The sequence below is a fragment of the Pantoea phyllosphaerae genome (assembly GCF_051025595.1).
In the GTDB taxonomy this organism is placed as follows: domain Bacteria; phylum Pseudomonadota; class Gammaproteobacteria; order Enterobacterales; family Enterobacteriaceae; genus Pantoea.
In genome coordinates, this window is record NZ_JBPFDE010000001.1 from 460,258 (window position 1) to 473,331 (window position 13,074).

The window sequence follows — 13,074 nt, forward strand, 5'->3', positions numbered from 1 at the left end:
CAAAAGGGTAGAAAAATGACTGGAATGGCAACCGTGACCAAAATCGCCGGCGAAACCGTCGGCCAGGAGTTCCTGGTATTTACGCTGGGAGACGAAGAGTACGGTATCGATATTCTTAAGGTGCAGGAGATCCGCGGCTACGATCAGGTCACGCGCATCGCCAACACGCCGGAGTTTATCAAGGGCGTCACCAATCTGCGCGGCGTCATCGTGCCGATTATCGATCTGCGCGTGAAGTTTTCCCAGCCGGACGTCGAGTACAACGACAACACCGTGGTGATCGTGCTGAATCTGGAGCATCGCGTCGTCGGCATCGTGGTGGACGGCGTCTCTGACGTGCTGTCGCTGACGCAGGATCAGATCCGTCCTTCGCCGGAATTTGCCGTCACCATGTCGACCGAATATCTGACCGGCCTTGGCGCGCTCGGCGAGCGTATGCTGATTCTGGTAGACATCGAGAAGCTGCTGAGCAGCGAAGAGATGGCGCTGATGGATACGCTGCGCAGCGCGTAAATCCTGCTTTTCACGAGCCGGAATTAAACCGGCTCGTGATTATTTACTTTAAAAACAATAAGAAGCGCATTTGAGCCATCCCACCTTGCGCTAAATATATCCCGTACTCTGCCGATACCCCTTCTGCTTGATCTCCTACTTTTCCAGGGCTCCCTTATGCTAACCAAAATTCGTGTCGTCACCAGCCTGCTGCTGGTGTTATTGATGTTCGGCCTGTTCCAGGCGTTCTCAGGAGCAGTGTTTTTCTCTGCACTAAGTGATGATAAAACCAGCTTCAATGTATCGCAGCTCGCCAGCAAAAATTTGCAGGCGCTTAACGACGCCTATATGAGCCTCAACCAGAGCCGCGTCGTGCTGACGCGTATTCAGCTGCGCATTGCCAACAGTAAAGCAGATGGCAGCACGCCGGATATCGCCTCGCTGTTTACCGACAGCCAGCAATTTCAGAAAACCGCGGCAGCTAACTTCGATCTGTTCAAGGCGACGCCGGACACGCCGGGACTGAACAAAACACTCAACAACCGTCTGATGGACGCCTATGGCGCCTATGCGACCGCGCTGACCCAGCTGCAAACTGCGCTGCAGGCTAACAATCTTGCCGAGGCGGGCAAGGCGCCGGTGGCGCCAAGCCAGAACGCCTTTCTGCAGATCTACACCGACTGGCGCGCCGATCAGGCGCATCTGACCGAGCTGGGCGTGAAAAAAAACGCCAGCGCCTACACGCGCATGCTCTGGATCCTCGGCACCATCATGGCGCTGGTGGTGGTGGTGATTGCGCTGTGCTGGGTTGGCCTGCGCCGCGTGCTGATCGCTCCGCTGAACGCCAACATTGCCCATATCCAGCAGATTGCGCAGGGCGACCTGACGCAGCAGATCCACGCGGAAGGGCGCAATGAGATGAGCCAGCTGGCCGCCAGCCTGCACCAGATGCAGCAGGCGTTGGTGCAAACCGTCAGCAACGTGCGCGACGGCTCTGACGCCATCTTTACCGGCGCCAGCGAAATCTCCGCAGGCAACAACGATCTCTCCGCCCGCACCGAAGAGCAGGCGGCGTCGCTGGAGCAGACCGCCGCCAGCATGGAGCAGCTCACCGCCACGGTGAAGCAGAACGCCGAGAACGCCCGTCAGGCGTCGCAGCTGGCGCTGAGCGCCTCGGAAACCGCGCAGAAGGGCGGCAGCGTGGTGGACGGCGTGGTGAAAACCATGAGCGACATCGCGGGCAGCTCGAAGAAGATCGCCGATATCACCAGCGTCATCGACGGCATCGCCTTCCAGACCAACATCCTGGCGCTGAACGCGGCGGTGGAAGCGGCGCGCGCGGGCGAACAGGGCCGCGGCTTCGCGGTAGTGGCTGGCGAAGTGCGCAGCCTGGCGCAGCGCAGCGCGCAGGCGGCGAAAGAGATCAAATCGCTGATCGAAGACTCGGTGAACCGCGTCAACGCGGGCTCGCAGCTGGTGGGCACCGCGGGCGACACCATGAACGAAATCGTCAGCGCGGTGACGCGCGTCACCGACATCATGGGCGAGATCGCCTCGGCGTCGGACGAGCAGAGCCGCGGCATCGACCAGGTTGGTGAGGCGGTGACGGAGATGGATCGCGTGACCCAGCAGAACGCCTCGCTGGTGGAGGAGTCCGCCGCGGCGGCCGCCTCGCTGGAGTCGCAGGCGAGCCGTCTGAGCCAGTCGGTAGCGGTCTTCAGGATCCCGCGCGCCGCGGCTGTCGGCACCCGCCACGTGCAGATCGCGGCGCCTGTGGTCAGCCCGGCCTCCGCCGCGCCGCGCAAAGCGCTGGCCGCCCCTGCCAGCGACGCCAACTGGGAAACCTTCTGATCGGCCTCACCCTTTACTCTGCCGGGCAGCCGCCCGGCATGTCACCCCTCCAGCGTCACACCGCACTTTAAAAACCTACATAACTGTAAAAACCGTTAAAGAGGCTCAAATCTGGTGGCCGCCCGCCGATAGAGAGCCTGCACGTTTTTTTATGACTTCCGGGAAAATATATGTTGAAACGAATCAAAGTGGTAACCAGCCTGATCGCCGTGCTGGCTATCTTTAGCCTGCTGCAGCTCACGTCAGGCGGGCTCTTCTGGTCCGCGCTGCACAAAGATAAAGAGGCCTTCGCGCTGGCACAGGTCTCCACCAGCAACGTCACGGCGATGACCGACGCCTGGATCGCGCTGAATCAGACGCGTATCACCCTCAATCGCGCCATGCTGCGGCTGCAGAGCAGCACGGCGGCGCAGATCAACGGCGGCCAGCTGGACGAGCTGGTCAGGCAGACCGAGCAGCAGCTGGCGCAGGCCGATCGCCATTTCAAAGTCTATTACGATCTTCCGGCTACACCGGGCCTTGAGGTCGCGCTGCGCGACCGTCTCGAAGCGCAGTACGCCAGCTATCATGACGGCCTCGCCGGCATGCTGGAGCGCCTGAAGGCGCGCGATCTGGAGGGAATGTTCCGCTTCAATATCGAGCAGATCCAGAACTCGACGCAGGCGGCCTACGGTGAATGGCGCGCGAAGCAGACCCTGCTCGCCGCGCAGGGTGCCGAGCAGAACCAGCGCGCCTTTACCCAGATGATGTGGCTGCTGGCGGCGGTGGCGCTGCTGGTAATCGGCGTGGTGGTCGCCTGCTGGTTCGGCCTGCGTCAGGTGTTGATCCTGCCGCTGCGCCAGCTGCTGACCCATATTCGCACCATTGCGGCGGGCGATCTTACCCAGCCGATTGCGGTAGAAGGGCGCAATGAGATGAGCCAGCTGGCGAACGGCCTGCAGGAGATGCAGCAGGCGCTGGTCAGCACCGTCAGCAACGTGCGCGACGGCTCCGACGCCATTCTGAGCGGTGCCAGCGAAATCGCTGCGGGCAACAACGATCTCTCCGCCCGCACCGAAGAGCAGGCGGCGTCGCTGGAGCAGACCGCCGCCAGCATGGAGCAGCTCACCGCCACGGTGAAGCAGAACGCCGAGAACGCCCGTCAGGCGTCGCAGCTGGCGCTGAGCGCCTCGGAAACCGCCCGCAAAGGCGGCAGCGTGGTGGACGGCGTGGTGAAAACCATGAGCGACATCGCGGGCAGCTCGAAGAAGATCGCCGATATTACCGGCGTCATCGACGGCATCGCCTTCCAGACCAATATTCTGGCGCTGAACGCGGCGGTGGAAGCGGCGCGCGCGGGCGAACAGGGTCGCGGCTTCGCCGTAGTGGCTGGCGAAGTGCGCAGCCTGGCGCAGCGCAGCGCGCAGGCGGCGAAAGAGATCAAGGCGCTGATCGAAGACTCGGTGAACCGCGTCAACGCGGGTTCGCAGCTGGTGGGCAGCGCGGGCGATACCATGAGTGAAATCGTCGGCGCGGTGACGCGCGTCACCGACATCATGGGGGAGATCGCCTCGGCGTCGGACGAGCAGAGCCGCGGCATCGACCAGGTTGGTCAGGCGGTGACGGAAATGGATCGCGTGACCCAGCAGAACGCCTCGCTGGTGGAGGAGTCCGCCTCGGCGGCCGCCTCGCTGGAAGAGCAGGCGAGCCGCCTCAGCCAGTCGGTGGCGGTGTTTAACATCCCACGCGCCGCGCAGACGGCTGTCGGCACCCGCCATGCCCAGATCGCGGCGCCTGCGTTCAGCGCCGCCGCCGCGCCGCGTAAAGCAGTGGCGGCGCCCGCGGGCGGCGATAACTGGGAAACCTTTTAACCCGCAACGCACTGCCCGCAGGGAAGCGGGTCCCTTCGATCCTGTCTGTTGCCGCGCCGGTGACGCGCTCTTTTTTCATTTTCTCTCCAGCTGGTCCAACCCCGCGTTTCCTGCATAAAGATCCCCTCGCTGAGGCCGATAACTGGTGAGTTCCGCCAACCAATGAGGTGTTTATGTTTAATCGAGTACGCGTTGTTTCCGGGCTGCTGGGTGTGCTGGCGCTGTTTGTTCTGCTCCAGCTGGTTTCCGGAAGCGCTTTTTTTAATACGGTGAAAGCCGACAAAGAGAATTTTGCTTATAACCAGCGTCTCGCGACGCTACAGCAGGCGATGGGCACCTCATGGGTTTCCCTGGTACAGGCACGCAATACCCTGAACCGGGCTGGCATCCGCTACCTGCTGGACAGTCAGCAGGCCGGTTCCGGCGCGACGGTGCAGGATCTGGTGGCGCTGGCCAACCAGGAGCTGAAGGTCGCCGATCAGGGCTTCGCCGACTTTAACGCCAATCTGTCCGAAAAGGGGAAAACCGCCGAAAACGTGCTGGCGCTGCAGGCGAACTATAAAGCCTACCGCGACGCGCTGACCGAGCTGACCGGCTTCCTTGCCGCCGGTAACTTCAAGGGCTTTGTCGACCAGCCGACGCAGGGTTTTCAGGATAAGTTTGAAAACGATTACAACGCCTGGCAGAGCCACAACCAGCAGCTGGCAAAAGAAGGGGTTGACGCCAATGACCTCGCTTACAGCCACGCCATTCTGATGGCGATCGGCCTGGTGGTCGCCTCGCTGCTGATTAGCCTGCTGGTCTGGACGGTGATGCGCAGCGCGCTGATCGCTCCGCTGAAGCTGAGCATCGAGCATATCCGCCATATCGCGCGCGGTGACCTGACGCAGCCCATTACCTGTAGCGTCCGCAACGAGCTGGGCGACCTGCTTGAGGCGCTGCAGGAGATGCAGCAGGCGCTGGTGCGCACCGTCTCAACCGTGCGCGACGGCGCGGACGCCATCTATACCGGCGCCAGCGAAATCGCCGTTGGTAATAACGATCTCTCGTCTCGCACTGAAGAGCAGGCGGCGTCGCTGGAGCAGACCGCCGCCAGCATGGAGCAGCTCACCGCCACGGTGAAGCAGAACGCCGAGAACGCCCGTCAGGCGTCGCAGCTGGCGCTGAGCGCCTCGGAAACCGCGCAGAAGGGCGGCAGCGTGGTGGACGGCGTGGTGAAAACCATGAGCGACATCGCGGGCAGCTCGAAGAAGATTGCCGATATCACCAGCGTCATCGACGGCATCGCCTTCCAGACCAACATTCTGGCGCTGAACGCGGCGGTGGAAGCGGCGCGCGCGGGCGAGCAGGGCCGCGGTTTCGCCGTGGTGGCGGGCGAAGTGCGCAGCCTGGCGCAGCGCAGCGCGCAGGCGGCGAAAGAGATTAAAGCGTTGATCGAGGATTCAGTGGCGCGCGTCAATACCGGCTCGGTGCTGGTAGAGAGCGCAGGCGAGACCATGCATGACATCGTTAGCGCGGTCACGCGCGTCACCGACATCATGGGGGAGATCGCCTCGGCGTCGGACGAGCAGAGCCGCGGTATCGATCAGGTTGGCCTCGCGGTGACGGAGATGGATCGCGTCACTCAGCAGAACGCTGCGCTGGTGGAAGAGTCCGCTTCGGCGGCCGCCTCACTGGAAGATCAGGCCAGCCGACTGAAACAGGCCGTTTCTGTGTTCAATATTGGTAAAGAATTTGTCGCCCAGGCCGTTAACAGAACTACGGCGTCGAAAAGTTTACGGCTGGATGCGCCGGCTGCGGCCTCCCGTGCGCCAGCTGTTCGCAGCGACGATAACTGGGAAACCTTTTAATTGCCTGGATGGTCGGGCTGGCGGCAACGCCGCCCGACATAGCAGCAAAATTTAATGAATTACGTACAGTGCCAGGTGACCTGAAATGAAGAAATCGACGTTACTGGATCAAGCCGAAGCGACCACGCTGCTCTCGCAGATGGTGCAGCGCCTGCCGCTTTCGGATACACACTTTCGTCGTATCAGCCAGCTGATCTATCAGCGCGCTGGCATTGTGCTGGCCGACCACAAGCGCGAGATGGTCTACAACCGTCTGGTGCGTCGTCTGCGCACGCTGAACATTGACGACTTCGGCCGCTATCTGGCGCTGCTGGAGAACGACGTCAACAGCGCAGAGTGGCAGGCCTTTATCAACGCACTGACCACCAACCTGACGGCGTTTTTCCGCGAGGCGCACCACTTCCCCATTCTGGCGGAACATGCGCGCAAGCGCGCGGGCAGCTTTAACGTCTGGTGCGCCGCCGCCTCGACCGGCGAAGAGCCTTACTCGATCGCCATGACGCTGGCGGAAACGCTGGGCGCCGGTCCGGGCAAGTTCCAGGTGCACGCCAGCGATATCGATACCCAGGTGCTGGAGAAGGCGATTTCCGGCGTCTATCGCCAGGAAGAGCTGCGCACGCTCTCGCAGCAGCAGATGCAGCGCTTTTTCCTGCGCGGCACCGGCCCGCATAGCGGCATGGTGCGGGTGCGTCCGGAACTGGCGAACAGCGTTAACTTCGCCCAGCTTAACCTGCTGGCGAACGAGTGGGCGCTGCCGGGGCCTTTCGATGCGATCTTCTGCCGCAACGTAATGATCTATTTCGATAAAGAGACGCAGGAAAAGATTCTGCGCCGTTTTGTTCCCCTGCTGAAGCCGGGCGGACTGCTGTTTGCCGGTCATTCAGAGAACTTTAGTCAGATCAGCAAAGAGTTCTGGCTGCGTGGACAAACCGTCTATGGACTGACGAAGGAAAGATGATGAGCAAAATCACCGTAATGTGCGTGGACGACTCCGCGCTGATGCGCCAGTTGATGACCGAAATCATTAACAGTCATCCCGATATGGAGATGGTGGCGACAGCGCCCGATCCGCTGGTCGCCCGCGATTTAATCAAGCAGTACAACCCGCAGGTGCTGACGCTGGACGTGGAGATGCCGCGCATGGACGGCCTCGACTTTCTCGAGAAGCTGATGCGTCTGCGTCCGATGCCGGTCGTGATGGTGTCGTCGCTGACCGGCAAAGGGTCGGAGATCACCCTGCGCGCGCTGGAGCTGGGGGCGGTGGATTTCGTCACCAAGCCGCAGCTCGGCATCCGCGAAGGGATGCTCTCCTACAGTCAGACGATCGCCGACAAGATCCGCGCGGCGGCGCGCGCGCAGCTGCACGCCCGTCCGATGATGCCGGCGCCGGCGACCTTAAAGGCGGGGCCGCTGCTGAGCAGCGAAAAGCTGATCGCCATCGGATCTTCGACCGGCGGCACCGAAGCGATTCGCCACGTGCTGCAGCCGCTGCCGCCGACCAGTCCGGCGCTGATGATCACCCAGCATATGCCGCCGGGCTTTACCAAATCCTTCGCCGATCGCCTTAACAAGCTCTGTCAAATCACGGTGAAAGAGGCGGAGGACGGCGAGCGCATCCTGCCTGGGCATGCCTACATCGCCCCTGGCGCGATGCATATGGAGCTGGCGCGCAGCGGCGCCAACTATGTCGTAAAACTGAACGAAGGGCCGCCGGTGAACCGTCACAAACCCTCTGTGGACGTGCTGTTCAAATCGGTGGCGCTTAACGCCGGACGTAACGCGGTGGGCGTCATTCTCACCGGCATGGGCAACGACGGCGCGACGGGCATGCTGGAAATGCACCGCGCCGGCGCCTGGACCATCGCACAGAGCGAAGCCTCCTGCGTGGTCTTTGGCATGCCGCGAGAAGCCATCGCCAGCGGCGGTGTAAGCGAAGTCGTGGATTTAGGCAACATCAGCCAGCATATGCTGGCAAAAATTAGCGCCGGACAGGCACTGCGTATTTAACAGGCCCGTCCTGCCGGGCGAGATAACACAGGAGTAATTATGGCTGATAAAAACATGCGCTTTTTGGTGGTGGACGACTTCAACACGATGCGTCGTATTGTACGTAACCTGCTAAAAGAGCTGGGCTTCAATAACGTCGAAGAAGCGGAAGATGGCGTAGACGCGCTGGGCAAACTGAAAGCGGGCGGTTTCGACTTCGTGATCTCCGACTGGAACATGCCGAACATGGATGGCCTGCAGCTGCTGCAGACCATTCGCGCCGACGCGGCGCTGGGCAAGCTGCCGGTGCTGATGGTGACCGCAGAAGCGAAGAAAGAGAACATTATCGCGGCCGCGCAGGCTGGCGCCAGCGGCTACGTGGTGAAGCCGTTCACCGCAGCCACGCTGGAAGAGAAGTTAGGCAAGATCTTCGAAAAACTGGGCATGTAAGGAGATGTGATGAGCGACCTTCCGAAACCAACTGAGGATGTCTCGGCACACGATATCATTGCTCGCATTGGCTCTCTGACGCGCATGCTGCGCGACAGCCTGCGCGAGCTGGGTCTGGACAAAGCCATCGCCGATGCGGCTGAAGCCATTCCCGATGCCCGCGACCGTCTGGATTACGTCGTGCAGATGACGGCGCAGGCCGCCGACCGCGCGCTGAACTGCGTCGAGGCGGCGCAGCCGCATCAGGATAAAATGGAAGCCGGGGCAACCCAGCTGAAAGGGCGCTGGGACCAGTGGTTTGAAAACCCGATTGAACTGGCCGACGCGCGAGAGTTGGTGACGGATACGCGCGCATTCCTCAGCGAAGTGCCAGATCATACCGCCTTTACCAACAAGCAGCTGCTCGAAATCATGATGGCGCAGGATTTCCAGGACCTGACCGGTCAGGTGATCAAGCGCATGATGGATGTGATCCAGGAGATTGAGCGCCAGCTGTTGATGGTGCTGCTGGAGAACATGCCGGAAGTCAGCGCCGAGAAGCGTCAGGAGGGCACCAGCCTGCTGAACGGTCCGCAGATCCACGCCGATGCGCCAGGCGTGGTGGCGAACCAGGATCAGGTCGATGACCTGCTGGATAGCTTAGGGTTTTAACCCTGTGTGACCAGCCCTCAGGCTGGCCACAACCTGCCATAAGCGGGACCGCTTTCCAGCGGTCCCGTTCCTTATTGCCAGACTCATCCGCCAAAGAACGCCTCTTTTCCCCGTTTTATCTTCGCTTTAACCAAAGCCAAATTTGGCATCCTGTGTTCAAGATCCCTACCCACAGAGGTTTGTCGTGGCTGAAGAGAGCGACGAGGACAAAACAGAATCGCCCACACCCCACCGACTTGAAAAAGCGCGTGAAGAGGGGCAGATTCCGCGTTCGCGCGAGCTGACGTCGGTGCTGATGCTGCTGGTGGGCCTGATGATCCTCTGGCTGGGCGGCACGCTGATGGCGCGCCAGCTGGCGGCGATGGTCGCCTCCGGGCTGCGCTTCGACCACAGCATGGTGAGCGACAGTAAGCTGATTATTGGCCATATCAGCAACCTGATTGGCCTGGCGGTGATGGCGCTTCTGCCACTCATGGGCGGGCTGGTGCTGGTGGCGATCGCTGCGCCGATGCTGCTGGGCGGCATCGTGCTCAGCGGCAAATCGATCAAGATGGATTTCAAAAAGCTCAACCCGCTGCCCGGCTTCGCCCGCATGTTTGCCGCTCAGGCCTGGACCGAACTCTTTAAGGGCATCCTCAAGGCGATTCTGGTGGGCAGCGTTGGCGGCTGGTACATCTGGTCGCACTGGCCGGAGATGCTGCGGCTGATCAGCCAGTCCCCCACCAATGCATTGATGCACGGGCTGGGGATGATTGCCGCCTGCTGCGCGCTGGTGATCCTCGGCCTTATCCCGATGGTGGGCTACGACGTTTTCTGGCAGCTCTACAGCTACTACAAAAAGCTGCGTATGTCGCGTCAGGAGATCCGCGACGAATTCAAACAGCAGGAGGGCGACCCGCACGTTAAAGGACGCATTCGCCAGGCGATGCGCGCCGCCGCGCGCCGCCGCATGATGTCCGATGTGCCCAAGGCGGACGTGATCGTGACCAACCCGACGCACTACTCGGTGGCGCTGCAGTACAACGAGAACAAGATGAGCGCGCCGAAAGTGGTGGCGAAAGGCGCGGGCGAGGTGGCGTTGAAGATCCGTGAAATCGCCGCGGAGCACCGCATTCCGCTGCTGGAGGCGCCGCCGCTGGCGCGCGCCCTCTACCGGCATACTGAAATCGGTCAGCAGATCCCCGGCGCGCTTTACGCGGCGGTGGCGGAAGTGCTGGCCTGGGTCTGGCAGCTGCGCCGCTGGAAGCGTGAAGGCGGCCTGATCCCAAACAAACCGAAAAACCTGCCGGTCCCGGCAGAGATGGACTTTGCAGGAGAGAAGCGAAACGATGGCTAACCTGGCCGCAAAACTGCGTTTACCGAGCAACCTGAAAGATACACAGTGGCAGGTGCTTGCCGGTCCCGTGTTGATCATGATGATCCTGTCGATGATGGTGCTGCCGCTGCCCGCCTTCATCCTCGATCTGCTGTTCACCTTTAACATCGCGCTCTCAATTATGGTGCTGCTGGTGGCCATGTTCACCCAGCGCACGCTGGAGTTCGCCGCCTTCCCAACCGTTCTGCTCTTCTCAACGCTGCTGCGTCTGGCGCTGAACGTCGCCTCGACGCGTATCATTCTGATGGAAGGCCATACCGGCGCGGGCGCTGCGGGGCGGGTCGTTGAGGCGTTCGGCCACTTCCTTGTCGGCGGCAACTTCGCCATCGGCATTGTGGTGTTCGTTATCCTGGTGGTGATCAACTTTATGGTTATCACCAAGGGTGCGGGGCGTATCGCGGAAGTCGGCGCGCGCTTCGTGCTTGATGGCATGCCGGGCAAACAGATGGCGATCGACGCTGACCTGAACGCCGGGCTGATCGGCGAACAGGAGGCGAAAACGCGCCGCAGCGAAGTGACGCAGGAAGCGGACTTCTACGGCTCCATGGACGGTGCCAGTAAGTTTGTACGCGGCGACGCCATCGCCGGCATTATCATTATGGTGATCAACGTCATCGGCGGACTGATGGTTGGCGTGGTGCAGCACGGTATGGACGTGGGCCACGCCGCCGAAACCTATACGCTGCTGACCATCGGCGACGGTCTGGTGGCGCAGATCCCGGCGCTGGTGATCTCAACCGCGGCGGGCGTCATTGTCACCCGCGTCGGCACCGATCAGGATGTCGGCGAGCAGATGGTGGGGCAGCTCTTCAATAACCCGCGCGTGATGCTGCTCAGCGCCGGCGTGCTCGGCCTGCTTGGCATGGTGCCCGGCATGCCCAACTTCGTGTTTCTGCTGTTTACCGGCGCGCTACTCGGCCTGGCCTGGTGGATGCGCGGCCGCGAGATGGAGGCGAAGAAGAATCCGGAAGCCGCCAGCAGCGCGGTAATGAAAGCGTCCGATACGCCAGCCAATACCGAAGCCTCCTGGACCGACGTGCAGCTGGAGGATACGCTGGGCATGGAGGTCGGCTATCGGCTGATCCCGATGGTGGACAGCACCCAGAACGGCGAGCTGCTGGGCCGTATCCGCAGCATCCGTAAAAAGGTGGCGCAGGATGTCGGCTTTCTGCCGCCGGTGGTGCATATCCGCGACAATATGGAGCTGCCGCCTGCGCGCTACCGCATTCTGATGAAAGGGGTAGAGATCGGCAGCGGCGATGCCTATCCTGGCCGCTGGATGGCGATTAACCCAGGCACGGCGGCGGGCACGCTGCCGGGCGAGGCGACGGTCGATCCTGCGTTCGGCCTGGCGGCCATCTGGATCGACAGCGCGCTGAAAGAGCAGGCGCAGATCCAGGGCTTTACCGTGGTTGAGGCGAGCACCGTGGTGGCGACCCACCTTAACCACCTGATTGGCCAGTACGCCAGCGAGCTGTTTGGTCGTCAGGAGGCGCAGCAGCTGCTCGATCGCGTCAGTCAGGAGATGCCGAAGCTGACGGAAGATCTGGTGCCGGGCGTCATCACCCTGACGACGCTGCACAAGGTGCTGCAAAATCTGCTGGTCGAGCGCGTCTCGATTCGCGACATGCGCACCATTATCGAAACGCTGGCGGAGCATGCGCCGGTGCAGAACGATCCGCAGGAGTTGACCAGCGTGGTGCGTGTGGCGCTGGGCCGCGCCATTACCCAGCAGTGGTTCCCGGGCAATGATGAAGTGCAGGTGATCGGCCTCGATACCACGCTGGAACGTCTGCTGCTGCAGGCGCTGCAGGGCGGCGGCGGGCTGGAGCCGGGCCTGGCCGACCGACTGCTGGAGCAGGCGCAGGCGGCGCTGCAGCGTCAGGAGATGCTGGGCGCGCCGCCGGTGCTGCTGGTCAATCATCCGCTGCGCGCGCTGCTGGCGCGTTTCCTGCGCCGCAATCTGCCGCAGCTGGTGGTGCTCTCCAATATGGAGCTGACCGACAATCGCAATATCCGTATGACCGCCACCATCGGAGGCAAGTAATGCGTTATGGATTTTGGGGGCTGGCGCTGCTGTCGCTGACGGCGCTGCCGCTTTACGCCGCGTCGGGCGCGTGGCACGCCAGCGTGAGCGGTCCGCCGCTAAGCAATCGCGGCGCGTGGGTGAAGTCAAAGCCGCTGCGTGCGCCGCCGGGCGTTTCCGGCACGGTGAATCTGATTAACTGGCGCTATCAGCTTACCGGCGCGGCGCCGTCGGGATTGCAGGTGAAGCTCTGCGGCGCGCAGCGCTGCGCCTCGCTGGAGGGCGGCAGCGGCGCGACGCGCGAGCTGGCCTCGCTGGATGCCAGCGAAACGCTCTATATGGTGTTCGGCGTGGCGGGCAGGGGCGCATTGCCGCCGGGGCTTCAGGTGCTGAGCAGCGAAGTGATGGTGAACTACCAGGATTAAAAGCGCGGAAGGGGCAACCTAAAGCGCGCACAGAAGTGAGCTGTACGGATAGTCTGGACCGAAGAGCAAAGCGCCCCGCGGCAGGGACAAAAACGCCGGGAGCGTTTTTGAACGGCGC

11 protein-coding genes are annotated in these 13,074 nt (G+C 62.0%); all 11 read left to right on the top strand.

What is annotated here, in order from left to right:
• The first annotated feature begins 15 nt into the window (after positions 1-15).
• Entirely contained in the window at positions 16-513 is a 498-nt protein-coding gene (gene cheW / locus ACR6A7_RS02155; RefSeq protein WP_033749739.1) for a chemotaxis protein CheW, read from the top strand.
• A 156-nt stretch (positions 514-669) separates the two neighbouring features.
• The gene (locus ACR6A7_RS02160) at positions 670-2,343 is read left to right on the top strand and encodes a methyl-accepting chemotaxis protein (RefSeq protein WP_434123115.1); all 1,674 of its coding nucleotides are present in this window, start codon (positions 670-672) and stop codon (positions 2,341-2,343) included.
• Between the two features lie 170 nt (positions 2,344-2,513).
• On the top strand, positions 2,514-4,193 hold the full coding sequence (locus ACR6A7_RS02165; protein WP_434123116.1) for a methyl-accepting chemotaxis protein: 1,680 nt from the start codon (positions 2,514-2,516) through the stop codon (positions 4,191-4,193).
• A 173-nt stretch (positions 4,194-4,366) separates the two neighbouring features.
• Positions 4,367-6,043, top strand: a complete 1,677-nt coding sequence (locus ACR6A7_RS02170; protein ID WP_434123117.1) for a methyl-accepting chemotaxis protein — start codon at positions 4,367-4,369, stop codon at positions 6,041-6,043.
• Between the two features lie 85 nt (positions 6,044-6,128).
• Entirely contained in the window at positions 6,129-7,001 is an 873-nt protein-coding gene (cheR, locus tag ACR6A7_RS02175; RefSeq protein ID WP_434123118.1) for a protein-glutamate O-methyltransferase CheR, read from the top strand.
• Positions 7,001-8,050 carry a protein-glutamate methylesterase/protein-glutamine glutaminase gene (locus ACR6A7_RS02180; RefSeq protein WP_434123119.1) on the top strand — a complete coding sequence of 350 codons (1,050 nt, stop codon included), beginning with the start codon at positions 7,001-7,003 and terminating at the stop codon, positions 8,048-8,050. The genes cheR and ACR6A7_RS02180 overlap by 1 nt, the downstream gene beginning before the upstream one ends.
• Positions 8,051-8,089: 39 nt before the next feature.
• Positions 8,090-8,479, top strand: a complete 390-nt coding sequence (gene cheY / locus ACR6A7_RS02185) for a chemotaxis response regulator CheY (protein ID WP_033749727.1) — start codon at positions 8,090-8,092, stop codon at positions 8,477-8,479.
• A 9-nt stretch (positions 8,480-8,488) separates the two neighbouring features.
• Positions 8,489-9,130: a protein phosphatase CheZ gene (cheZ, locus tag ACR6A7_RS02190; protein ID WP_434123121.1), complete on the top strand. Its 642-nt coding sequence runs from the start codon at positions 8,489-8,491 to the stop codon at positions 9,128-9,130.
• Positions 9,131-9,314: 184 nt separating this feature from the next.
• Positions 9,315-10,466: a flagellar biosynthesis protein FlhB gene (gene flhB / locus ACR6A7_RS02195; protein ID WP_434123122.1), complete on the top strand. Its 1,152-nt coding sequence runs from the start codon at positions 9,315-9,317 to the stop codon at positions 10,464-10,466.
• A complete protein-coding gene (flhA, locus tag ACR6A7_RS02200) occupies positions 10,459-12,552 on the top strand; it encodes a flagellar biosynthesis protein FlhA (RefSeq protein WP_434123123.1) in 2,094 nt (697 codons plus the stop codon). The genes flhB and flhA overlap by 8 nt, the downstream gene beginning before the upstream one ends.
• Positions 12,552-12,956 carry a flagellar protein FlhE gene (gene flhE, locus ACR6A7_RS02205; protein ID WP_434123124.1) on the top strand — a complete coding sequence of 135 codons (405 nt, stop codon included), beginning with the start codon at positions 12,552-12,554 and terminating at the stop codon, positions 12,954-12,956. Before flhA ends, flhE begins: the two co-directional genes overlap by 1 nt.
• Positions 12,957-13,074 lie beyond the last annotated feature (118 nt).

Coding starts and splice junctions, on each gene's coding strand:
- flhA (WP_434123123.1), top strand. CDS start 10,459: ATGGCTAACCTGGCCGCAAAACTGCGTTTACCGAGCAACCTGAAAGAT.
- flhE (WP_434123124.1), top strand. CDS start 12,552: ATGCGTTATGGATTTTGGGGGCTGGCGCTGCTGTCGCTGACGGCGCTG.
- ACR6A7_RS02180 (WP_434123119.1), top strand. CDS start 7,001: ATGAGCAAAATCACCGTAATGTGCGTGGACGACTCCGCGCTGATGCGC.
- cheW (WP_033749739.1), top strand. CDS start 16: ATGACTGGAATGGCAACCGTGACCAAAATCGCCGGCGAAACCGTCGGC.
- cheZ (WP_434123121.1), top strand. CDS start 8,489: ATGAGCGACCTTCCGAAACCAACTGAGGATGTCTCGGCACACGATATC.
- ACR6A7_RS02160 (WP_434123115.1), top strand. CDS start 670: ATGCTAACCAAAATTCGTGTCGTCACCAGCCTGCTGCTGGTGTTATTG.
- ACR6A7_RS02170 (WP_434123117.1), top strand. CDS start 4,367: ATGTTTAATCGAGTACGCGTTGTTTCCGGGCTGCTGGGTGTGCTGGCG.
- cheR (WP_434123118.1), top strand. CDS start 6,129: ATGAAGAAATCGACGTTACTGGATCAAGCCGAAGCGACCACGCTGCTC.
- cheY (WP_033749727.1), top strand. CDS start 8,090: ATGGCTGATAAAAACATGCGCTTTTTGGTGGTGGACGACTTCAACACG.
- ACR6A7_RS02165 (WP_434123116.1), top strand. CDS start 2,514: ATGTTGAAACGAATCAAAGTGGTAACCAGCCTGATCGCCGTGCTGGCT.